This window comes from Bacteroidota bacterium, from assembly GCA_016706865.1.
In the GTDB taxonomy this organism is placed as follows: Bacteria; Bacteroidota; Bacteroidia; order Chitinophagales; family BACL12; genus UBA7236.
The window spans coordinates 84,870-111,234 of record JADJIS010000003.1 but is presented as its reverse complement, the minus strand read 5'-3'; the positions used below and the strand labels follow the sequence as shown (position 1 = coordinate 111,234).

General features: G+C 35.4%; 15 protein-coding genes. 9 read left to right on the top strand and 6 right to left on the bottom strand.

Annotated elements, in window-relative coordinates:
* Positions 1–22: 22 nt before the first annotated feature.
* Complete coding sequence (locus IPI31_10090; protein ID MBK7568158.1) at positions 23–1,663, bottom strand: T9SS type A sorting domain-containing protein; 1,641 nt, start codon at positions 1,661–1,663, stop codon at positions 23–25.
* Positions 1,660–3,276 carry a T9SS type A sorting domain-containing protein gene (locus IPI31_10085; GenBank protein ID MBK7568157.1) on the bottom strand — a complete coding sequence of 539 codons (1,617 nt, stop codon included), beginning with the start codon at positions 3,274–3,276 and terminating at the stop codon, positions 1,660–1,662. The genes IPI31_10090 and IPI31_10085 overlap by 4 nt, the downstream gene beginning before the upstream one ends.
* Before the next feature lie 246 nt (positions 3,277–3,522).
* Between IPI31_10085 and IPI31_10080 the strand changes: the two genes are divergently transcribed.
* Positions 3,523–3,873, top strand: a complete 351-nt coding sequence (locus IPI31_10080; protein MBK7568156.1) for a hypothetical protein — start codon at positions 3,523–3,525, stop codon at positions 3,871–3,873.
* Between the two features lie 225 nt (positions 3,874–4,098).
* Here the strand turns inward: IPI31_10080 and IPI31_10075 are convergent, their stop codons facing one another.
* Positions 4,099–4,395, bottom strand: coding sequence for a hypothetical protein (locus IPI31_10075; protein MBK7568155.1), 297 nt, complete (start codon positions 4,393–4,395; stop codon positions 4,099–4,101).
* 438 nt (positions 4,396–4,833) lie between these two features.
* Entirely contained in the window at positions 4,834–6,060 is a 1,227-nt protein-coding gene (locus IPI31_10070; protein ID MBK7568154.1) for an ABC transporter permease, read from the bottom strand.
* A gap of 159 nt (positions 6,061–6,219) precedes the next feature.
* Between IPI31_10070 and IPI31_10065 the strand changes: the two genes are divergently transcribed.
* From IPI31_10065 to IPI31_10045, 5 genes are all read left to right on the top strand, one after another.
* Entirely contained in the window at positions 6,220–8,475 is a 2,256-nt protein-coding gene (locus IPI31_10065; protein MBK7568153.1) for an aconitate hydratase, read from the top strand.
* Between the two features lie 164 nt (positions 8,476–8,639).
* Entirely contained in the window at positions 8,640–9,272 is a 633-nt protein-coding gene (locus IPI31_10060) for a hypothetical protein (protein ID MBK7568152.1), read from the top strand.
* An 87-nt stretch (positions 9,273–9,359) separates the two neighbouring features.
* Entirely contained in the window at positions 9,360–9,947 is a 588-nt protein-coding gene (locus IPI31_10055; protein ID MBK7568151.1) for a hypothetical protein, read from the top strand.
* A gap of 96 nt (positions 9,948–10,043) precedes the next feature.
* On the top strand, positions 10,044–11,342 hold the full coding sequence (locus IPI31_10050) for a hypothetical protein (protein MBK7568150.1): 1,299 nt from the start codon (positions 10,044–10,046) through the stop codon (positions 11,340–11,342).
* A gap of 143 nt (positions 11,343–11,485) precedes the next feature.
* Positions 11,486–12,958, top strand: a complete 1,473-nt coding sequence (locus IPI31_10045) for a T9SS type A sorting domain-containing protein (GenBank protein MBK7568149.1) — start codon at positions 11,486–11,488, stop codon at positions 12,956–12,958.
* A gap of 59 nt (positions 12,959–13,017) precedes the next feature.
* Here the strand turns inward: IPI31_10045 and IPI31_10040 are convergent, their stop codons facing one another.
* Positions 13,018–13,365, bottom strand: a complete 348-nt coding sequence (locus tag IPI31_10040; GenBank protein ID MBK7568148.1) for a hypothetical protein — start codon at positions 13,363–13,365, stop codon at positions 13,018–13,020.
* A 9-nt stretch (positions 13,366–13,374) separates the two neighbouring features.
* Complete coding sequence (locus tag IPI31_10035) at positions 13,375–14,748, bottom strand: SMP-30/gluconolactonase/LRE family protein (protein MBK7568147.1); 1,374 nt, start codon at positions 14,746–14,748, stop codon at positions 13,375–13,377.
* A 166-nt stretch (positions 14,749–14,914) separates the two neighbouring features.
* Between IPI31_10035 and IPI31_10030 the strand changes: the two genes are divergently transcribed.
* The 3 genes from IPI31_10030 (at position 14,915) to IPI31_10020 (ending at position 26,360) form a co-directional block, all read left to right on the top strand.
* A complete protein-coding gene (locus IPI31_10030; GenBank protein MBK7568146.1) occupies positions 14,915–18,895 on the top strand; it encodes a lamin tail domain-containing protein in 3,981 nt (1,326 codons plus the stop codon).
* A 24-nt stretch (positions 18,896–18,919) separates the two neighbouring features.
* Complete coding sequence (locus IPI31_10025) at positions 18,920–22,312, top strand: lamin tail domain-containing protein (GenBank protein MBK7568145.1); 3,393 nt, start codon at positions 18,920–18,922, stop codon at positions 22,310–22,312.
* 82 nt (positions 22,313–22,394) lie between these two features.
* Positions 22,395–26,360, top strand: coding sequence for a lamin tail domain-containing protein (locus IPI31_10020; GenBank protein MBK7568144.1), 3,966 nt, complete (start codon positions 22,395–22,397; stop codon positions 26,358–26,360).
* Positions 26,361–26,365 lie beyond the last annotated feature (5 nt).

Genomic DNA, 26,365 nt, shown 5'->3' with positions numbered 1-26,365 from the left:
TGATTTTGATAATTGAAATAATTTATTGCACAATTATTTTTTGAGGATAGATTCCTGTTTCTGTTTCAAGTTTCACAATATAGATACCCGGCAGTTTATGAAATGGAACTTTAATATCATCACCATAAATGTCATCTTCGAAAATTTCGGTACCTTTAAGATCAAACACGCGTAAGTTACCCTGTATATTTCGGCCTGAAGAAATAAAAATTATATCTTCCTTGTAATAAATATTAAAATCTTGCAATACATTTTCAATGGAATTTGGATTTGCTTTAAAGGAGGCATAGTTGGACACATCACTTAATTTATTTAAACATGTAATTCCATCCTTAGGTAATACAAGAATTACAGCGCGATAAAAAATAAATGGTTCCAGAAAATCTCCATTCCAGGTTTTCATATTTTCCGGTAATTGAATATTAAATTCCTGCGTGGGCAAAATTTCAATGTAATTTTCAGGAAGAGCTGATTCTGCATTTTCCAAAGTAAATTCATCCCAAACCGACCCCAGAATCATCATTATTCGAAATTTACTTGATACCGTTGTATCAATTAATTCGTCGATAGACACAGATATATCAGAAGAATTATACGCAACTTCAGTGCTAATCAAATTTACTTCAGTGGGAGTTTCGGGGAAGCTATTTACTCCAATTTGTGCAGGATTTGATATAACCATGGAACATTCATTACTGAAAGGAAATTTAGAAATAGAAAATACAGTGATTTTGATATCCGATAATATGGGTAACTCATCACCGATATAATTAGTGAAATTTTTTGGCAGCCGAATATCTATATCATTACCTGTGGGTAAAACACTAAGGTAATTTTCGGGAGAAATTAATAATGCTTCATTTGCAGAAAATCCATATCCCGGAGTAACCATAATGCGATATTCGCTAACTGTTTCCTCATCCAATGCTTTCTTGAATTGCACCTTCAATTCATCCGTACCCCCGGTACATGAATCAGTATATAAAACAAGATCATGCACTGCATCTGCTATTTTATCTTTTACCGTAATAATATCTGCAGGTGCAGAGGAACAAGCGAAATCATTTATATACAATGAATCATCATTCCACCCTAAACGCAACCAACAATAATTTGTATCAGTATCAATAATTTGAAATCCTAGAAATTGTTTAGATGCATGAAAATCATATTCACCTTGTGTGCAATCCTCACCATAATATCCACAAATATGCGTTTCAAAAATATCAGTTATTTGATCCCAATCAATAAATTCTGAAATAGTATCCCCTTCAACGAAAACCCTTGCAACATTTTGGCCGGGAATAATACATTCGGTTGATGAATATCCACTCCCAAATGTAGAAGACAAATAGCATGCTTCTGCAAATTCTACTGCGATTTTATTAGAGCCATATAATTCGAGATTAAAAAATGTCCAGGTTGGGCAATATCCACAATCATAAGCTGTATGAAAACTTAATCCAATATCAATATTACCATCAAAATTAAAATCAATATATTGCATACCTTCGTCTTCAAGCCATCCACCTTCCAAACTGTAAAGTAATATGTCGGGTTCTACGTCGGTATAAACAATTTGTGCTTCTGAATTATTCGCAGCTAAAAATCCGAGAGCAAGTGCTGAATAATTTAACATTTTTCCAGAGCGATCATTTCTCATTGGACGAAAATTTTTTGTCGGTAAATTCCGGTTTCAGTTTCAAGTTTCACAATATAAATACCGGGTGGTTGAGCAAATGGAATTTTAATATCATTAGCAAAAATTTCATTTTCAAAAACCAGAGCTCCTTTAAGATCAAACACGCATACAGTGCCTTGTATGCTTCGGACTGAAGAAATAACTATTAAATCTTCCCTATAAAAAATATTAAAATCTTGCAATACATTTTCAATGGAATTTGGATTTGCTTTAAAGGAAGCATAGTTAGAGACATCACTTAATTTATTTGCACATTTAATCCCATCCTTATACATAACAAGAATAAATGCCCGATAATACGTATCTGGTTCCATTGCATCTCCATTCCACCTTTTCATATTTTCAGGCAACTGAAAATTGAAGTTAAATAATGGTGGTATCTCAATATAATTTGCAGGAGCAATTGCTTCCGCCTCAGCTAATGAGAAATCGTACCACTCGACACCATTAACTATAAAAATTCTAAAGGCACTGGATTGCGAAGTATCAAAAACTTCTTCATGTGACAAAAACAGATCGGAAGGATCATAAGCCAAGGTAGTTGCAGTCAAACTTAAATCATCTGGCGTTTCCGGATAACTGTCAAGACCGAATTGTGCAGGAAGTGATCTGACCAGGGAACACTCATTAGTTATTGGAAATTTAGAAATTGAAACAACAGTTATTTTGATATCCGTAAAAGGTGGTAATTCCTCACCCAAATAATTTGGAAAATTTTTAGGGAGTCTGATTTCAATATCATTACCTGTTGGCAAAACGCTTACATAATTTTCAGGCGCAACTATTAAAGCGGAGTTGGGATTAAATCCATAACTGGGAGCAACCATAATACGATATTCACTTACTGTTTCCTCATCCAATGGAGGTTTAAATTTCACTTTTAATTCATCTGTTCCACCTGTGCATGAATCTTTTATTAAAACCAGATCGCGCACCTCATCAGCTATTTTATCTTGGATAAAAATGGAATCGTCGGGTGTAGATGAACAGGCAAAATCTTTCATAAATAAAGATTCACCTTCCCATGCCAATCGCAACCAACAATAATTTGTATCGATATTAATAATTTGAAATGCTAAAAATTGTTTCGGGGAATTAAAGTCGAACTCACCTTGAATACATCCTCCGCCAAACATTCCACATTTATTGGAATCAAAAATCTCATCGATCTGATCCCATGAATTAAATTCGGAAACTATTTCACCTTCTGCAAAAACTTTCGCAACATTTTGCGCAGGTATAATACACACCGTGCTGGATGTGTATGTAGACGAAAGGTAACATGGTCCCGCCAAATCAGCTGCAATATTATTTGAACCTGTTAAATCGAGGTTAAAAAATACCTGTGTAGGGCAATATCCGCAACCATAATGTGTAGTAAAGCTCAATCCAATATCATTAACTCCATCTATATTAAAATCAAGGTATTGCATCCCAATTTCATCCATTTCGTCAAATAACATTATATCAGGATATATGTCAGTATAAATTACCTGCGCATCCCCAAGACCAAGAGTAATTATTCCAGTAGCCAATGAGGAATAATTGAGGAGTTTTTTTTGATAATCTTTCATAAAGTACCACAGGTTGTGGAAATAAAGCTACACTTTTTTAATTGAAAACGTTTCAGAAATTACACGAAACTATGCATTTTAAATGCGAAATGGCCTATTCATTTATTAAACGAAGAACCGAAATCATTATGAAAGCCTTAACCTGAACTGATTAAAAGGAACTTATGTGGAGAAATATGTTAAAATGATATGAAAATCAATCACTTGCATGGAATAAAATTTGCCCTATTATAGAAAACTACCTATATGATATACATAAGTATTGCATTGTTCTGTTTGGCAGGTGTACTCGGAACAATTTTAATTACCAAAGTAGTAGGTGGCAGGCCTATTTCAAAATCACTAAAAAATATTCATTCTGTAATTGCATTTGCAGGGTTGATAGTACTCACCATTTATTTATTTCAGCTGGAATATATATCCTATTATCTGCGATATAGTTTAGGGCTTTTTATTATTGCGGGCTTTCTAGGATTCTATGCATTTAAACAATACAAACCCGAAGACCGGAGACCACAGGTTTATGCCTTACTACATGCATTAATGGCTGTTGGAGGATTAATGATGTTGTTTGTTTATTGGGCGCTGTATTTGTGAGGAGAAAGGAGAGAGGAGAAAGGAGTGAGGAGAAAGGAGAAAGGAGAAAGGAGTTTAAATTTCTTGCGAAATTTTACTAAATCCCATTGTTTTTCCTAGGTCTTATTTCCTACTTCCTATGTCATAAAAGAGGAGTTTAAATTTCTTGCGAAATTTTACTTTATCCCACTGTTTGTTTTCCTAGGTCTTATGTCATAGGTCATATGTCATAGGTCCTAGGTCCTACTACCCCCGCTCTCTATCAACAACACTGATCTTATTATCATTTAAAAACCAACGATCATTTACAAAGTCGTAACTGAATTTGATATTAATGGTTCCTTTAGTACCAACTGCGGATTTAGCATCGGAATTATTTTTATCTGATATAATGATATCATCCACAGTTTGGGCTGATAAAATAAATTCTGTGTTCTTGTTATTGTCCTTCAACGATGGTAAACCATCAATAAATTTCAACATCAGATCATTGGAAATAGAGTAACTTTTTTTCGGTGCGGTTCGGTTTTCTGAATTAGACATTTTCAAATATACACAAATTAATTGAGAGTTGAGAATTGAGAGTTGAGAATTAAACAGCCGGGTTAACGAAAAAATTGAGTTTTGACACCTTACATAAAGAATATTGCTAGAGAAAATAATTGAAATTCATTGAGAATTGAGGACGGATTAAAACATACTAAGTTTATAATTTTTGTGAAATAACAATTCGAAGACACAGGCCCCAATGTTACCTACTGCCCACGGGCCCCCAGCCCCAAAGGGGAGCTATAGTTCTTGTAATAAATTTAGTAACCATTTATAATTCGAAGCTACAATTTCCAATGTTACAAACTGCCTACTGCCCACTGTTGACTGTTAACTGCCCACAGTAACCTTCAATGGCTTAATAAATTCATCATGTGAAACGAGAATTAACATGCAAAGTAACATTGTCAATTATCAATTGTCAATTATCAATTACTCGTAACGTAGCGCCTCAATCGGATCCATCATAGAAGCACGGCGGGCGGGGATATAACCTGCTGCTATACCTGTGATCACACAGACTATCAGTCCAATAAAAATCCAAAGCCAGGGAAGTATAAAGTTGGCATTTAATGCAAGGGCAACCATATTTCCGATGAAAATTCCTAAAATAATACCGCAAATACCACCAAGAATACAGATAACGATACTTTCAATCAAAAATTGACGACGGATCGTTGTTCTGTTTGCACCAATGGCCATGCTGACACCAATTTCTCGGGTGCGTTCATTTACCTGCACGAGCATGATATTCATCAAACCAATTGCAGCTCCAATTAATGTTATAAATCCGATGAACATGGCACCAATGGCAACATATGATAAACTGTCGAGCATTACACTTACAACCGAATCACTTTTAGATACATTAAAATCATCCTCCTCCCCTATTTTTAATTTGCGCACCTGACGAAGCAAACCGGTGGCATCGCCAATTGCGGGTTCCATATCTTGTGCATTGCTAACTCCAACAGTAATGATATAATTATCAGCACCGGATTTAGGAAAAACACTTCTCGCAGAGGTTAGCGGTATTAAAACACGGGTATCCGATTGCATAAAACTGCTCCCCTTGGGTTCCAAAATTCCGATTACCCTGTAATATTGGTTATTTATGGAGATGGGTTTATCGATGGGATTGTCCTTTTCGGTAAATACTTTTTTTGCAACATCACTTCCCAAAACCACAACGCGGGAGGCACTTTCTAATTCCTGCACGGAAAAGCCCCTGCCCTGCTCAATTTTATATCCCACAACCGAAATAAAATTTTCATCCACCCCATATACATCAACATTGGGATTCGTTTTTTTAGCAGCCTGTTTCACCGTTCCCGAACCTTGAATAAATATGCTGGAAATCGAAACATAAGAACCAGGATATTCATATTTATCTTTGAAATTACTAGCCTCCTTATAACTGATGGGTGGTTTGGGTTTTTCATCGCCATCCGACATCTCATTGAAATTGCGGATAGAAAAGGAATTTGCACCTAAGGTGGTAAAATTGGAATTAATGGAAGATTCCAATGCATCAATGGCAGTGAGTATTCCGATCAAGGCAGTTAGACCGATAGCAATTATCGTGATCGTGATAATACTTCTCAACCTGTTTGCCTGAATGGCCCGTAAGGCAAGACTGATATTTTCTTTTAAGGTCAAATTATTTTAAGTTTGTCTAAATTATAATTTTTACTAGTTTAAATAAACTACTTCTGTATTTCCTGTGTTACCTTTGCAGAAGTTTTACAAAAATACACGAATAACGGTGAGCATCCGCAACATCTTAACACATTTTGAGAAATAAAATACAATTGAATTATGGCTTTCGATATTGAAATGATCAAACAGGTTTATGCAAATTATCCTGAAAAAATTGCAGCTGCACGTAAAATATTAAATCGCCCCCTTACCCTTACCGAAAAAATTCTATACACCCACCTGAGCGAGGGTTTAGCAACAAAAAATTATGTGAGAGGAGCTGATTATGTTGACTTTGGTCCTGATCGTGTTGCGATGCAGGATGCAACAGCTCAAATGGCACTTTTACAATTCATGAGTGCGGGGAAAAAGAAAGTTGCCGTGCCTTCCACTGTGCATTGCGATCACTTGATCCAGGCAAAAATTGGTGCCGATGCAGATTTGATCACTGCTATGGATACAAATAAAGAGGTTTATGATTTTCTTGCTTCGGTAAGTAATAAATATGGAATCGGATTTTGGAAACCGGGTGCAGGTATCATACATCAGGTAGTATTGGAAAATTATGCCTTTCCTGGTGCAATGATGATAGGAACAGATAGTCATACCGTAAATGCGGGTGGACTTGGAATGGTGGCAATTGGTGTTGGTGGTGCAGATGCTGTGGATGTTATGGCGGGATTTCCCTGGGAATTAAAAATGCCTAAATTGATAGGTGTTAAATTAACGGGAAAAATGAGCGGCTGGACAAGTGCGAAAGATGTAATATTAAAAGTTTCCGGTATTTTAACTGTTAAAGGTGGAACGGGAGCGATATTGGAATATTTTGGAGAAGGTGCGGAAAATATTTCCTGTACAGGTAAAGGAACCATTTGTAATATGGGTGCCGAAATTGGTGCAACCACTTCACTTTTTGGATACGATGATAGTATGCGCAGATATTTAAATGCAACAGAAAGAAATGAAGTGGTATTATTAGCTGATAAAGTTGCAGAACATTTAACAGGAGATGCCGAAGTGTATGCAAATCCAGCTGACTATTTTGATCAGGTAATTGAAATTAATTTAAGTGAATTAGAACCCCATGTAAATGGTCCTTTTACTCCGGATCTTGCATGGCCAATTTCAAAATTAAAAGATGCTGTAATAACAAACGAATGGCCTGAAACTTTAGAAGTTGGATTGATTGGAAGTTGCACAAATTCCAGTTATGAAGATCTTACACGAGCTGCGTCTATTTCGCGACAAGCATCTGCAAAAAAATTAAAAGCTAGATCAGAATTTACTATCACTCCCGGAAGTGAATTAGTTCGTTTTACTGTGGAACGCGATGGTTTATTAGATGATTTTGAAAAAATTGGTGGCGTGGTTTTAGCAAATGCTTGCGGACCATGTATTGGTCAGTGGGCGCGACATACTACAGATCCAAATAGAAAAAATACTATCATTACTTCTTTCAATAGAAATTTTGCAAAAAGAAATGATGGTAATCCAAATACACATGCTTTTGTTGCATCGCCGGAAATTGTTACAGCAATGGCAATTGCGGGTTCTATAACATTTAATCCGTTAACTGATTCTTTAATTAATGAAGATGGAGTTTCCGTTAAATTTGACGAACCAACAGGAATTGAATTACCTCCAACCGGATTTGATGTTGGTGATGCAGGATATCAGGAGCCGGCTGCAGATGGTTCGGGTGTAACCGTTGTGGTTGATCCTCAATCAAAAAGATTACAATTATTAGAACCATTTAAAAAATGGGAAGGAACAGATATTACGGGATTAAAATTATTAATAAAAGCAAAAGGAAAATGTACAACCGATCATATTAGTATGGCGGGTCCTTGGTTAAAATTCAGAGGACATCTCGATAATATTTCCAATAATATGTTAATTGGTGCATTAAACTTTTTTAATGAAAAAACGGATAATGTAAAAAATCAGTTGACGGGTGAATATGAATCAGTTCCTAAAGTTCAACGGGATTATAAAGCTGCAGGAATTGGAAGTATAGTTGTGGGTGACGAAAATTATGGTGAGGGATCAAGTCGCGAACACGCAGCAATGGAACCAAGATTTTTAGGTGTAAGAGCAATACTTGTAAAATCGTTTGCACGTATTCACGAAACAAATTTAAAAAAACAGGGAATGCTGGGTTTAACTTTTTCAGATAAAAATGATTATGATAAAGTTCTGGAAGATGATACGATCGATATATTAGGATTGACTACATTCTCTCCGGGAATTCCGCTTAATATTAGATTAAATCACAAAGACGGAACCTCTGATACTATAAGTGTTTTCCATACTTATAATGCACAACAGATAGAATGGTTTAAGGCGGGAAGTGCGTTGAATTTGATTAATGAATAAGTAAAGGAGAAAGGAGAAAGGAGAAAGGAGAAAGGAGAAAGGAGAAAGGAGAAAGGAGAAAGGAGAAAGGAGTTTAAGTTTCGGTAAACCGAAACTTGAATGGACGGTGAAAATTCGAATTGAAAAACATAAAAGTTAATCACCTTCACACGTACTTAACATTTATGAATATTTCTTTAAGCCTTAGAGCAATTTTATTGTTGATTTTTATTGGTACCATCAATATTCTTTTTGGCCAGAGACAACAATTGGAAATTAAGATCGATGATTCCGGAAGATTATACATAAATGGCAATTACACGGAAATATTACCAAAAAATAAAACCTATTTTGATTCTATATTCCAATATACATCTGAACGAATAGAACCAAAGAGAAAATTAATTCCGGGATATTGGATGTCGGGGCATATGAAATATTATTCATTAGGCATTTCCATGGATTTTTCAGATTACAATTACCTTAGAGTAGCAGGATTATATAATTCATCAGTAGAAGGATTATATAATTTATCATTTACTTTTAATAAAGGTTCATTTAGAAAATTTTATAACTATTATTCTGGAACATTTTATTTGATTGACCAACAAATTTCTGACACAACTACCTTTGACCAGATAAACAGTTTACAAACGCTCAATCAATATAAGGTGAACGAAGTAAAAAACCGGAAGTACGTTGCCTTAAAATATAAATTGGGAGAAACTAACCTACAATTAACATTCTTGAAAAAGAGTGGGCAAATTGTTGAAGTGAATTATGATCAATTAGAAACATGGGATCCCGTTAGACGATGATGATTCTGCTCATTTATTGAATTTGCATAGTTGCTGCATCTTAAAAGAGTGAAAAGCCCACGTCTAAATTTCCTATATCAACCCGGAATGATCAGTTTGATCATACTTCCCTACCTCATTTCGTTTTTGGCGATAAGATATTTAGAAATACCTGTAGAAAGGGTAATGCAATTAAATATGCCTTTGAATAATGTTTCTCAGTCTAATTTTACTTTTTTTAATCAGTCGTTGTTGGAAACAAAAATTGACTTCTTGGAAATAAGGATGACAGGGAATACCATGGAGGATGAAATAAAATTAGATTTTGCAGCATTGGAGACCAGAAGGATACTGAAAGAAAATGATTCGGTTCATGGGATAAAAATAGTATTTGATGATTCTGCAAAATACAATTCGCTGGTACGTATATTAAATATCATGGATCAGGAGATTGCCAGATATTATATATATTACGATCAAATGTTTTGGTTTTATCACATACCTGAAAATCCTGACAAAATTTATTTGGATATTCATAGGTGGCAATGTGTGAGCGGTTCGTATTATAAGAAAGAAAAATCGGAATTTCCATACTTTATTTTTGATAACAAACTTATATGGTTGCCTATTTCTTTATTGTTGTTAACTTTTCTGGGAGTTGTACTGATAGTCGGCAGAATAAAATCTACCTACTGATGGCTCAAAAATGACAATTTCCTTTTTGTGCACTGCAATTATTGAATTAGATTTGTAATTAAAGCTGTTCCGGTACCCACATCCAACCGAAATCTGATGTCAAATATTACTTACCGTTTAATTTATGTTTTATTATTGTTGATATGCAACATCAACTCTTCCTACACGCAATCTGCTTATAGGGCTATTCTTCTTGAATCAGAATCAAATCAACCAATTATAGATGCTCTTATAATTTTGGATAATAATTTTGATTTCACCACAAGCGACTCCACGGGTGCTTTTCAATTTACAACTTCTGAAAATACAAAACAACTGAACCTGCAAATAAGCACATTAACCTGTCGCCATAATATTACTGTAGATGCGCACAAAAATATATCAGATACCATTCGGATATTATGCGCGCCGTTTAAACTTGACGAGGTAGTAATAACATATAACGACCCTAAACAGATCGTTTTAAATGCTATTGAAAGAATTCCACAAAATTATATGGATTCCACATTTGCGCTCAATGCTTTTTACAGACATTATCAAAACATAAATGGCAATTATGCTAATTTAACTGAAGCTCAAAGTACAACACTCTTTCGTATATCCCGGAAACGGGCTGCGCTTGCTGCTGACGAGGCAGTTGCTGTTCAGGCAATACGCAGATCCGATCGTTATTTTTTACCTGAGGAATTTCATGGCGACGATTATAAAGACATGTTGTATCAAAATCCAATTTACCATCTTTTCACAAGTTCTTTGAACCCGGAGAAAGTGGAGGATTGCAAATATTATATCTCTCCATTAAGCAATGATACCAACTGGGTGATTTATTATATTGCTAAAAATTATTCCTCTGAGAATCACGGAATATCCGGTTTTTATCCCAACGATTTTTATGGGGAAGCCGATGAAACAGGAACTTATATCATCAATAAAAAAACTTTGGCATTTATAAGTATAGAACGAAAAGCAATGAGGAATCAAAAATATGATTACCCAAAATATAATAATTTTTTATATCCTAATAATAATTATACCGGTGAATTTATTGATGGGTATTTGTTAATTAATTTTGACCAAACAAACGACAAATATTATCCCAAACAAATATTTCATTCCTACACCAACGAATTTTTTGCTTCTATATCCTACGAAAGGGCATACAGAATAACCGATTATTTTGAATGGTTCGGAGGGAAACCTACAACCTTCGTTTCTAAAGAAACAATGCAGAAATTTATAGATTACAGATCCATTCGCGAGAGTTCTGCCAAATATTATCCCGAACAATGGATATTACCAATACCGGATATTAAATTAATTCCTCCTGCTGAATTGATAAATGCATTGGAGAAAGAAGAATCTCTGGATGATCAATATCTTCGAAACGGAAAATAATCTGTTTCCTAAAGACAGATTATGATTTAAACTGACCAATATCATTTTACTCTGTAACAAATATCACACAAAATTCTTCCATTTCAGAAGACCTTTACATAGGGATATTTTAATTATTAAATGAACAGTTTAAATATATACTTATGAAAAAGGGACTTTTAATTTTAAGTTTGGTTTTTGTTTCTCTCTTGACGGTAAATGCACAATGGACAATTGACTCTACAACTACTGCGGGAGTAAATATGTATGCAGCGTCAACTTCAACCAGAGCGGTATTCTCCAATGGAACGGAATGGAATATTTTTGATGCTGTTACCGGCACTCATACATTTGGAACGCTTACCATAGCAAGAACCCTGATAGATGTGGTCAGTTATGGTGATAAGGTATATTTCGGTGGAGGAAAATATGGTTCATTTGCTGATCCACAGTATACAAAGACCGTAAACGTTTATAATAATGCCACCAACACCTGGTCTACATTAAATTTATCTACCAATAGGGAAGTTGGTGGAGCCGGGGCTGCAGGGGGTAAAATTTTATTTGCAGGTGGAACCGGAAGAGTTGATATCGCAGGACCAGTTTATATGTATAACAAGGTTGACATTTTTGACGCAGTTACAGGTGCAAAAAGTAACGGAAAGCTATCCAAAGCACGTTCAAATATTGCAGTTGGCTCCAGCGGAAATAAAGTTGTTTTTGCAGGAGGCTGGTATTGGGATATGATGTATAGCGTTTTACCTTCCAATAATGTTGATATTTACGATGCATCAACCGGAATATGGACAAAAACAACACTGTCAAAAAAACGTGAAAATATTGGTGTTGCCACAGTTGGAAATAAAATAATTTTTGCAGGGGGAACAGGTACAATGGGCGATATGAAAAATGTGGATGTGTATGATGTAAGTACCAACACTTGGCAAACTTCCATGTTGCCTGTTGCAAGATCTGCAATGCGTTCTGCAGTAGTTGGAACCAAAGCATATTTTGCAGGTGGACCAAGTGGGGCAGTTAATGCGGTTTATATTTATAATACATTAACCAACACCTGGAGCACAATCAGTATGCCTACATTACTGACAGGATTTTCTATGAGTGTTATCAATAATAAAATTTATTTTGCAGGTGGAACAATTCCAGGTACATCCATCTATTCAAATCTGGTTCAAATTTATGATCCTGCAAGTGGTACTTGGGCAAATGAATATCTTTCCTTAGCACGAACAGGAGTAGCAGCTGCTACAGTAGGATTAAAAGGATTTTTCGCAGGAGGAACAATTGTTTACGGATATCCTTACCCGGTTACTACAAACCGTGTTGATATTTATACTGCTCCCCCAAGAATGGAGAATGAACAATTATTGAATACTGATTTTGAAATTACCATCTTTCCAAATCCCGTTTTTGAACAATTCAGTATCCATGTTTCCAATGCTGATGTATTACCGGCATATGCAGAAATTTTCGATCTGAATGGAAGATTGGTTGATGCATTTGAATTGACAAATGAAACTCAACTTATTAATGCAAATACACTGCCTAGCGGAAATTATATTATTACAGTTACGGATAGTTTTGAACACAGATCAGTTAAAAAAATGATCAAGCAGTAATCAACTAATTATTAGAAAAAAACGACAGGAAAACCTGTCGTTTTTTTTGTTTAATTTCTCTATTCAACAAACGCAGAAACCCTGTTCATCAAAGCTTTGAGATCCATAGATTGCATTTCAGAAGCTGAAATTAGCAATTTCATTTCATCGTTATTGCTTTTATAAACGGCAGGCAAATCATCGCGAATTTCAGGGAACATTTTACGGAATTCATCCTTGTGAATAAATTCAGATTTCACGGGAAGTTGTTTTATAAAATCCTCCCATTCCTTTTTGATTCCAAAATTGCCATAAGTTATAGCACAAAGATCACATTCATAGGTGGAAGGACTTATGATCTTATGCATAAAATCGAGAGCAACACTTATTTTATCGGAATTAGCATTGTATACAAATAAAAATTTCATACAAAACAATTAGTTTTGATCATCTGATATTACTACACTAAATCTTTGAACAACATCCTCATAACAAATCTTTCCAAAATATATTCCCGGTTGAGAACCGGAAATGTCAATATAAATGATCTCTGAATTGATAAAGACTTTTTCATATATCATTTCTCCCTTCACATCAAAAATATTAACCATGGAATTACGCGATTTTTCAGAATTATTAATTTGAAAACCTCCATTATTCGGGTTCGGGAAAATTTGAATATAATTATCAGAAATTACATTTTCCAAACCTGTAAAATAATTAAAAGTGATCTTCCTGATTTTTCTGTTTGTATAATCACAAACATATAAATGTTCACCGGCAGCGTCTAATACCACGCCTCTTGTGAATTTAAACTCAGCGAGTGAATCAACCCCATCCTCATATCCAGACTCACCATTACCAGCAACATTAAAAAGAATTTCGTCCTCCAATAACCTAACCCGGTAATTATAAGTATCACCAATAAATAAACGCCCGTCATTAGCAACAAAAATTTCTGTTGGTGTATTTAAAAAGGAGGTTAACGCATTTCCATTGGAATATCCACCAACACCCGGACCTATTGGACCACTGCCTGCAATAGTTGAAACCTCTGCATCTGGAGTTATCTTTCTTATTCGGTGATTATATGCATCTGCCACATAAATATTATCATCAGCATCAATTGCCAATCCGCTTGGTGTATAAAATCTTGCGGAGGTGTCGCTGTCGTCAATAAGATCTCCAATACTGGAAACACCCATATTAGTTCCGCCTCCTGCAAAAGTACTTACAGTACTATCCGTTAAATTAATTTTGCGTATTCGATGATTCCAGCTGTCGCTAATAAATAAATTACCTTCACTGTCTATTACAATTCCCCTTGGATAATCGAATTCAGCATCTTGACAAAATCCATCCACATATCCAATATTTCCATTTCCGGCAATGGTGCTTACATTTCCCGAAATATCTATTTTCCTTATCCTTTGATTTTCAAAATCGGAAACATAAATATTTCCTGCAGCATCTATACATAGATCGGAGGGAGCTCTAAATTGTGCTGAATTTGCAGCCCCATCAGCATAACCTGCAATTCCCGTTCCTGCGAAAGTGCTAACGATGCCTGAAGAGGTGATTTTTCTGATACAATTATTATCTGCATCAGCAATATATAAATTATCTGATGCATCAATGCAGATACCAAAGGGCCCTGCAAATTTCGCAACTGAAGTATCTCCATCAACAAAACCGGATACCGATCCGGCATATGTACTTACAAAATTTTGAGCAAAACCAATCTGCATTAAAAGCGTGGATAAAATTGTAAAAAATAATGAAATTCGAACTCTTTTTTGAAGTGGTTCCATACTACTGATTTTAAACAAATATAACTTTTTTAAGCAATGTTAGTCTTAAATAATTAGGTAACTAAAATTGAAATCGCGCAATACATAACTTTTTTTTCACAATATGTTCACCATGCTGAATTAACCCTGGGTTTACAATCTCTTTAAAATTTATTAAATTAGCCCCATGAAAAAACTTCTCCTCTGTTTTCTTATATGCCATTTGGGTTTATTAAATGCCCAGATTGTGCTCAATGAGATATCCCCAACAAATAAGGAACTTATAATGGATGAAGACCTGGAATACCCCGACTGGATCGAAATTTACAATGCCGGCCCCACAGGAGTTAACCTTAGTGGATATGGCATTACAGATAATTCGGATGTCTGGAATAAATGGGAGATCGGCTCCAAAGACCTCGCACCAAATGAACATTTGATAATTTATGCCTCCGGAAAAAACCGAAATTGCAATACATGTGAACTTGCCTTAATTAATCATTGGGAGACCGCAATTTTTGATGATGATACCTGGGAATATTTTATTGGTGCCAGCGAACCCGTTGCAAACTGGAATAATTTGGACTTTGCAGGTGTATGGTCCACTGGTCCGGGAGGATTTGGTTTCGGTGATTTTGATGATAATACAACCATACCTGTATCTGCAAGAAGTGTGTATTATAGAAAGACCTTTAATGTTATTGATAAAACGAAATTAATTGCAACTGTTTTAAGTATGGATTTTGACGACGGATTTGTTGCATATTTGAACGGCGTGGAAATTGCCCGTCAAAATATGACAGGCATACCAACTTATTCCACTTTTGCAACTGCTAGTCATGAAGCTTTAATGTATGTCGGTGGAAATCCTACAACTTTTGAATTAGATCCAATATTAATTGAAACCATTTTAATGAATGGGGAAAATGTTTTAGCCATTCAAGTGCATAATCAATCTACAGGAAGTTCTGATATGACCGGGAGATCTTTTTTACATTTTGGGATTTCCACTATTGATGAATTTTATTATGATACTCCCGGTTGGTTTGGAATGGGTGGAACAAGCGAGAATTTGCATACAAATTTTAAAGTATCCAGCGGTGAAACCATTTCATTATATGATAATGGAGGAGTATTTCTTGATAGTGTAACTGTTCCAGATTTACAAGTTGCACATTCCCTTGCAAGAATTTCGGATGGTGGTGATTGGTGTATAGTGGAAACACCAACACCGGAAAATATAAATACAGGAATATGTTATTCAGAATATGCAACAAATCCAATTATTATCACACCGGTTGGATTTTATGATGATGAAGTTGATGTCACAATTTCCGGAACCGGTGTTTATTACACAACGGATGGCAGTTCACCAACCGAATTATCAGATAATTATATTTCACCTATAAATGTAGATCAGACAACCACAATAAAGGCAAGAAGATTTGAAGCGGGGAAATTACCTAGTGCAGTTGTAACCGGAAGTTTTTTAATTGATGAAGCAACAACCTTACCCGTGATCAGCATAAGTGGTGATCCTTGTGATCTTTTTGATGAAGGAGCAGATTGTATTGCAGCATACGACAATGCAATCGGCTGGGAACCGGATAATCCTCAGGTGCCGGTCACCATTGAATTTTTTGAAGCAGATAAAACACATAAATTCACTTCTGATGTGCGCTTTGAAGTATGTGGAAATTCTTCCATTTATTATAACGAACAACGTAGTATTGAATTTACCTGTGATGAGGAATTTTATAATAAAGGTAACATTGAATACAATTTATTTTATGATGATAAACCTGTGTTGGAAACTTTAAAAGGATTTAGAATTCGCCAGCAGGATCAGGATGCCACCGGAGCAAGAATGAAAGATGTAATTGGAAACAGAATTGGATTACCTACCTATAACGTTGCTGCCGGTTATCAGAATGTAGCTGCATTTATTAATGGAGAATATTGGGGTCACTATTGTGCCCGTGAGGAACTTGATCAGTATTTTATAAGTGATAATTTCGGATGCGATGCCGATCAAATAGATCTTGTCCGCACAGGTTATGGAGCTGATGTTTGGTTTGAAGTGGAATCAGGAACAGATACTGCTTTTTTTAATCTTGTTGATTTTATTACCCTGAATGATATGACTGATCCAACTTATTATGAGGCTGCATTAAATAAAATAGACATGCTCAATTGGGTAGATTATTTTGCACTTCAAATATTTATTGAAAATGGAGAATGGCTCGATCTGTTGGAAAATAATATACGCATTTTTAAATCGTATGCACCTGATATGAAGTGGAAATATATTTTATGGGATCTTACCTATGGACAAAGCTGTGCGAACTGTAATACACTTCAGGGCAGTTTAGAAAATCCACATAATTCCCTTTATTGCGACATGTTCAATGCAATGTTAGAAAATGATGAATTTGAAAATTATTTCATAAATCGGTTCGCCGATCTTATCAATTATTATTTTACCGCCGAAATATCCAGTGAACTTATCGATGCGAATAAAGCCGAAATCGAATCAGAAATTCCTGCACAAAACTCAAGATGGTACACCGGTTCTCTTGCCACATGGAACACTAATGTTACTAATCTTAAAAACTTTTATGCCAATAGAATTCCTAACCAGCGCAATCACATTGAAACTTATTTCGGATTAAATGATCAAATTGATGTTACCATAAATGTTAACCCTCCGGGAGCAGGTTATATAAAAATTTCAACTCTTATTCCGCAGGAATTACCATGGACAGGTGTTTATTTTGATGGTGTTCCGGTTACATTAACAGCAATAGCAAATCCCGGATTTGCCTTTGTGGATTGGGATGATAATATCTTTATTACAGATGAATCAATGATAACATTTACAAATAATTTTACAGACAATACTTCCTTCACTGCAAACTTTACAGGTGCTGCAATTGCAAATCCGATAATTGTATCAGAAATTAATTACAATAGTGATATCACAACAAATAGTGGCGATTGGATCGAATTACACAATAATTCGGATGTTCCGGTAACGTTAACTGATTATGTGTTGTCTACTCGACTGTTTTACAATTCATTCCGTTTTCCGGATAATACCATAATTCCTGCTCATGGATATCTGGTTGTAGTGGAGAACAGTGAATTATTTATAGAACAAAATCCGGGAGTTGATAATTATATCGGCAATTTTATTTTTGATCTTGAGAATAGTGGTGATTCTATAGTGTTAAAAGATCATTCAGGAATTACCATAACTAATATCAAATTTGATGATGTAAAACCATGGCCGGTAACTGCCGATAATTTCGGGCGAACTATGGAACGCACCACGCCTGCCGATGATCCAAATTTAGCGAATTCCTGGTTCGATGGATGTATGGGAGGTTCGGCAGGTGAAGCATATACTCCGTGCAATGAAAACCCATTGGTAACCGAAATTAATTATCATTCTTTAGAAACTCAAAATGCAGGCGATTGGTTTGAAATTCACAATTTCCATCCATTTGAATTTGACATGAGCGGTTGGACAATAAAAGATAAAAATGATAATACTTTTATTATTCCTGATGAAACATTTATTGATATAAATGGATACTTGGTAATTTACCAGGATGAAACATTATTTTTTGAACAATTCCCAACTGTAAATAATAAAACGGGCCCAACTTTTTTTGGATTAAATAATGAGGATGATATAATAAGAATTTATGATGAAAATGGAATATTATATCAGTCAGTGCATTATTACAACCAGTTCCCTTTCCCATTATCAGCTGATGGCGGTGGAAACGCATTGCAAATAGTTGATATAACAAAGAATATTAACGATGCCACAAACTGGATGGAGTCTTGCCCTGAAGGCACTCCCGGAACCTTATTTGTTAGCCCTTGTGCAGTAACAATTGCTGAGGAAAATATCGCGCAACAAATAAGAGTATTTCCAAATCCTGCCAGTAATACCATCACCATTATTTTACCGGAAGCGTACATTTCAAAAAATATTAATATCGCATTATTTGATCTTACTGGAAAAGAGATGATCTCTGTAAATAACGCTGCATATCAAAACCAACAATTGGATGTATCCATTATTCCTGCAGGATTGTATTTATTACAGATAAGTTCAGGTGAAAATAAAATGATTACCACACTAATAAAACAATAATAACACTGTATTTAAACTATATATATGAAAAAACTCCTCCTCCTTTTTATTCTTATTACCCCTTTATTTTTAAACGCACAACTTGTAATAAATGAAGTTGCTCCAAATAACCTTGGGCCTTTTGATGATGAAGATAACGAATTCTCCGACTGGTTTGAGATTTACAATAATGGTGCAACCACTATTAATGTTGCCGGATATGCCGTAACTGATAATATTTCTATCTGGAATAAATGGCTGCTTCCATCCATTGATATTAATTCCGGGGGGAGGGAAATTATTTATGCTTCCGAAAAAAATCGCGATTGTTTAGGTTGCGGAGGTGTGGTTAATTACATGCATACCAACTTTAAATTAAGTGCCGATGAAACACTTTATTTATTCGATGCCAGTGGTGTATTACTCGATTCTATCACGATACCCTTCATAATGGAAGGAGATGCAATGGCGAGAATTCCTGATGGTGGTGTTTGGTGTTATGCGGATACAAGATCAGCGGATATTGCTAATAGTGGAACTTGTTATACAGGATATGCAACAACTCCAGTAATTACTACAGATGCAGGATTTTATGCAGGATCTGTAGATGTGGAAATATCGGGATCGGAGGTTTATTATACCACCAATGGCGATTGGCCGGATTTTGCAGATGCACTTTATTCAGCACCTGTTCATATTACTTCAACGAGTATAATTAAGGCAGTTCAAAAAGAAGCCGGCAAACTCCCGAGCCGCACTGCAACTGGAAGTTATTTTATTGATGAAGAAACTTTATTGCCTGTAGTAAGTTTAACAGGAAGACCTTGTGATTTTTTTGCTATAGCTCCTTGTTATATCGGCGCATACGACAATGCAAATGGATGGGAACCGGATAATATTCAGGTAAAAGGAACTGTGGAATATTTTTCTGCAGATAAAACACGGCAGGTAAATGAGGATATTAAATTTGAAGTGGCGGGAAATTCGTCCATAGCAGTTTATTCACAACGCAGTTTGCAATTTACCTGTGATGAGGATTTTAATTCTGATGGAGAAATTCAATATAATATTTTTCAGCATGATAAACCGGGATTGGATTCATTGCAGGGATTCAGATTGCGATCCAATTTAGACTGGGGAAGTTCTGCTGCGAGAATGAAAGATCTGATAGTGAACAGAATTGCACTACAAACAGATGCAGGTGCTGCTGCTTACCAAAATGTAGCTGCATTTATTAATGGAGATTATTGGGGACATTATTCAGGAAGAGAAGAATTAGATAAATATTTTTTAAGAAATAATTTTGGATGCGATCCTGATAAGGTTGATCTTATAAGAAGTGGCGCTGGGGAAGATGTGTGGGATATTGCAGAAGCCGGCTCTGATACTTCGTATTGGAATTTAGTGGATTGGATGGAGAGTAACGACATGACCGACCCTACAACTTATGCTCAGGCTTTGGAAAAAATTGATATGGAAAACTGGATCGATTATATGGCTACCCAGGTTTATGTAAATAATGATGAGATGGCGTATAATATCCGTTTCTTTAAATCCTATGAACCGGAAATTAAATGGCGTTTTATTTTATGGGATGCAGGTGCAGGTTCTGAAGGGGAAACAGCAAATAGTTTACAGGCTCTTCTCAATTTTCCTTATTTAAGTGAAGAAATAAATTTATTTGACTACATGATGGATAATACCGATTTCAGAAATCATTTTATTAATCGTTATGCCGATATCATGAATTATTATTATACACCGGAGATCATTTTAGGAATGATAGATGAAAATGCAGCTGAAATTGAGTCGGAAATTGAAGCACAACACGATAGATGGGGAACCGGAAATACGGCTACCTGGACCAATGGTGTTGATGTGTTGAAGGGATTTTATGATAACAGAAATTATTATCAGCGCAACGAAATTGAATCCTATTTCGACATGAATGATCAGGTGGATATTACCATTGAAGTGAATCCTCCCGGTGCAGGTTATATTAAAATTTCGACCATTATTCCGCAGGATCTTCCCTGGACCGGTGTGTATTTTGATGGTTGCCCGGTTACGATTTCTGCGATCGCAAATCCGGGTTATACATTTTCCAATTGGAGTGATAATATTTTTATTGATGATGAAACTGCCTTATCATTCACCAATAATATTTCTGATAATACAACATTTACTGCAAATTTTAACGGGAGTGCTATAGTAAATCCTCTAGTAATAAGTGAAATTAATTACAATAGTGCTACCACTCTCAACAGTGGCGATTGGGTGGAGCTTCATAACAGTTCCCCTTCTCCAATTGATATAAGCGATTATATTTTTTCCAATAATAATTTTTATGATAATTTTAAAATTCCTACAAACACCATTATTGAAGGAAACGGATATCTCGTGCTTGCAGAAAACTTAGAGGAGTTTACTTTATTGCATCCAACCGTAACAAATGTAATAGGCAATTTTATTTTTTCTCTGGAGAATGACGGAGATTCCATTACAATAAAAGACCATCAAAACAATACAATTAAAACATTTATATTTCACGACGATCAACCCTGGCCAATAACTGCCGATGGTTTTGGAAGAACAATGGAATTAATGGCCGACATAGCAAATCCAGCATTTCCCGATTCATGGTTTGCCGGTTGTATGGGTGGCTCACCGGGAGAAGCTTATGCTATATGTTATGAAAATCCACTGGTAAATGAAATTAATTACAATTCTAATCCCGGTACTGATGCCGGCGATTGGTTTGAAGTCTATAATTATGCGGCAATTGATTTTGATATCAGTGGCTGGCAAATTCAGGATATGAATAATAATAGTTTCACAATTCCTTCAGGAACATTTGTACCGGCAGAAGGTTATCTTGTTTTTTATCAGGATGCTACAAAATTTAATGCTCAATTTCCATCGATCACAAATAAAATTGGTCCGCTTAATTTTGGATTTAGTGCTGAGGGCGATGTAATACAATTATTTGATGCAACAAATACAGTTTATCAAAGTGTAGGTTATGATGATGTTGCTCCCTATCCATTGTCACCAAATGGAGGAGGAACTGCATTACAATTGTTAAATACTGCTTTAAATCTCAATACTGCAATAAATTGGATTGAAAGTTGTCCGGATGGAACACCCGGAACTGAATATTTAATGCCTTGCGCAACCAATATTGAGGAAATAAATAATGTGGCCCTTACAATTTATCCTAATCCGGCAGATAATTATATTACGGTTGTATTTCCCACCACATTACCAAAAGAAACTACAGTGTTTATTACAGATATTACAGGAAAAATTCTGTTGAGCAAACAGAATTATGAGACAACTTATATGGAATTTAATATCGACCGTTTTGCACCCGGCATCTATTTTGTACATATTCAAAATAATAACGATTTTGATGCAAGCAGTTTTATTAAGGAATAAGTAAACTTCCTTTCAAAAAAAATATTTATAATAATTTAAGTCATTCGTTTTAAATTTTCAAATAACTCTTCAAATTGAAAAAATGAAAAAAATTGTATACTTTTTGACAATATTACTAATCAATAATTTAAATGCTCAGGTCCTTATTAATGAAGTTGCGAATACAAATCAAAAGTTTTTTGAAGATGAGGAAGGTGATTTTCCCGACTGGATCGAGCTTTATAATGCTGGAGCAACTGACGTAAATCTTGCAGGCTATTCCCTTACAGATAATGCCGGCACTTGGGATCAATGGATCTTTCCTGATACTGTTTTGGGTGCATCAGAACGACTAATTGTTTATGCTTCCGGCAAGAACAGAAATTGTTTGAGTTGTCCTGAATCTGAAGTTGACCACTGGGAAACTGCAATATTTGAAGATGATATCTGGCAATATAAAAACGGAACTTCTTCACCCGGTGCGGGTTGGAATGATATCGGTTTCGCCGGTGCCTGGAACACAGGCCCCGGAGGATTTGGAAACAGTGATGGTGATGACAATACCCTAATTGTAGGATGGGCTGCATCACTTTATTATAGAAAAACATTTGATGTTGAAGATAAGAGCAAGATAATAAAAACTATTATTAGTATGGATTATGACGATGGATATGTAATCTATTTAAATGGTGTTGAATTAGCAAGAATGAATATTATCGGATCACCTACTTATAATACTTATGCAAATTATTGGCACGAAGCATTGATGTATCTTGGACTAAGACCAAAAACAATAGAAGTTGATTCGGCTTTGATCGCAGATAATTTGGTAAATGGTGAAAATGTTTTAGCCGTTGAAATTCATCAATATGGCGCCGACGATGCAACCGGAAGAACCTGGCTGCATTTTGGAATTTCCACTCCCGATATTTTTTATAGTGATAATCCGGATTGGTTCAGCAATCCCGGAACTGCACCCGACTTACATACTAATTTTAAGTTAACAAATGCAGAAACTGTTTCACTTTATAATAGTTCGGGAATATTATTAGATAGTGTTAATCTTACCAATATAATAGTTGATCATGTTCGCGCAAGAATTCCTGATGCCGGAAGTTGGTGTTATGCAGAAACTGCAACGCCTGCTGCTATAAATGGAGGCACCTGTTTCACCGGTTATGCAAACACTCCTGTAATTGTAACTGCTCCGGGTTTTTATGCAGGCTCTGTGAATGTTGTAATAACTGGTTCTGAAATTCATTATACTACCGATGGAAGTACTCCTGATGAAAGTTCTGCTTTATATACAGGTGCAATTTCTGTTTCTTCTACAGGTGTAATAAAAGCAATTTGCACCGAAGCCGGTAAATTACAAAGTGATGTTGCAGTTGCGAGTTATTTAATTGATGAACCAACTTTATTACCCGTTATTAGTGTAAGCGCAAATCCTTGTGATCTTTTTGATGAAGGTCCGGATTGTATTGCTGCTTATGATAATGCTGAAGGATGGTTTAATCATAATCCCATTGTTCCGGTAACCGTTGAATATTTTGATGCGGATGGAATAAAACAATTTGCTGATAATTATAAAATGGAATGTGTAGGAAATTTTTCTATTAGCCTTGATCAAAAAAGCATGCGATTTTTGGTTGATGAAGACTACGGCAGTAAAGGAGAAATACTCTACAATATTTTCGAACATGATAAACCGGAAATAACCTCTATCCATGGATTTAGAGTTCGCAATATGGATCAGGATTATACCGGTACTCGAATGAAAGATATTACTATTAATAGGATAGGAATTTCTACAACTTCTATTTCTACCGCTTATCAAAATGTTGCCGTTTTTATCAATGGAGAATATTGGGGAATGTACGGTGCGCGAGAGGAAATGGACGAGTATTTTTTACGCGATAATTTCGGCGTTGATCCAGAAAAAGTTGATCTCATAAAAACCGGTTGGGGTGGTGAGGAAAAAACTATTGCTGAGGCAGGAAGTGATACTGCTTTTTACAGATTAGTTGACTTTATTACAAATAACGATATGTCAATTCCTGCAAATTACGCTTTGGCTATTGAGGAAATTGATGTAGAAAATTGGGTGGATTATTTTTCAACCGGTTTTTTCACCGATAATGAGGAATGGTTACAAATGTTGGAAAATAATATTCGTTTATTCAGATCTTACGAACCGGATATTAAATGGAAATATATGCTTTGGGATTGTACAAACAGTCAGTTTTTCTCTAATGCAAATACTTTGCAAGGCAGCCTGAGCAATCCTAACAATAGTAAATATGCCGATATGTTCAATGCTTTATTGGAAAACCAAATATTTCATGATTATTTCATAAATCGTTTTGCAGATCTAATAAATTATTACTTCACAGAAGTAAATAATGATGCTATTGTTTCAGAGTTAGAAATAGAAATGGGCACAGAAATTCCTGCGCAGAATGCACGATGGTATACCGGCAACTTCGCTGCCTGGTCAACTAATATTGACTATTTATATGAATTTTATGATAATAGAAATTCAAATCAACGCAATCAGATAGAAACCTATTTTGATTTGGAAGATCAGGTTGATATTACTTTGGCGGTTAATCCTCCCGGTGCAGGTTATGTAAAAATATCTACTATCGTTCCAACAGAATTGCCCTGGACAGGAATATATTTTAATGGTGTTCCGGTTCAGGTAACAGCATTGCCAAATCCGGGTTATACATTTAGCTCCTGGACCCCTAATGCTTATATCGTAGATCCCTCCCAAGTAAGTTTTACAAATAATATTACCCTTAATACAACCTTCACTGCAAACTTTACCGGTGCTGAAATTGCAAATCCAATAGTAATATCTGAAATAAATTACAACAGTGAAAGCACTATAAACTCCGGTGACTGGCTCGAACTTCACAACACCTCAGCAACCCCTGTTCACATCAGTAATTATACCTTTTCCAATAAATATTTTTACAACGATTTTAAAATCCCTGTAAATACTATAATTCCTGCAAATGGATATCTTGTAATTGCTGAAGATGTAGATTCTTTTATGGTGCAGCATCCATTTGTTACAAATGTGATTGGTGATTTTCATTTTAATTTGGAAAATGAAGGTGATTCCGTAATGCTTAAAGATTTTACAAATAATATTATCAGCTCGTTTACTTATAAAGATATTCGCCCCTGGCCCTTTACCGCCGATGGTTATGGAAGAACAATGGAAAAAACAAGTGATATCGCAAATCCGGGCTTACCAAATTCATGGTTTGAAGGTTGTGTGGGCGGTTCACCAGGAATTGCATATTCTCCATGTTTCGAAAATCCTTTAGTTGATGAGATCAATTATAATTCCTTAATTACCGAAGATGCAGGTGATTGGTTTGAATTGTATAATTATTCCGCAGTGGATATTGATGTGAGTGGATGGAAAGTAAAAGATAAAAATCAAAATGAATTTATTATTCCTGCAGGAACAATATTAGAAGGAGAAAATTATATTGCATTTTATACGGATGAAGTTAAATTCTCAACACAATTTCCATCAGTTACTAATAAAGTTGGACCTGTGGATTTTGGTTTTAACGGAACCGGAGATGTTATTTTATTATACGATGCGACAGGGAACCTATTTCAAAGTGTAGGATTTGATGATGATGCTCCTTACCCATTGGCACCGGACGGCGGAGGTTATACATTGCAAATTGTAAATGTATCCAACAATATAAATGATCCGCTAAACTGGATGTCGGCTTGCCCCGAAGGATCGCCTGGCGCAGCATATGAAACTCCTTGCACTACCGAAATAATTTCGGAGCAAATAAACGGGTCTTTATATGTTTATCCTAATCCTGCACAAGAGATAATTTATGTGGTATTGCCGGAAAATATTAATGGTGCAACCTGTATAATAACGGACATAAGTGGAAAACAACTTTACAGTACTATTACAGAAAATTCGGAAACTATAAATATCAATTTAAGTGAGTTTAATAGTGGAATGTACCTTTTAAGAATAATGGGAAACAATATCCAGTATAGTGCATCATTTATTGTGAACTGAACATT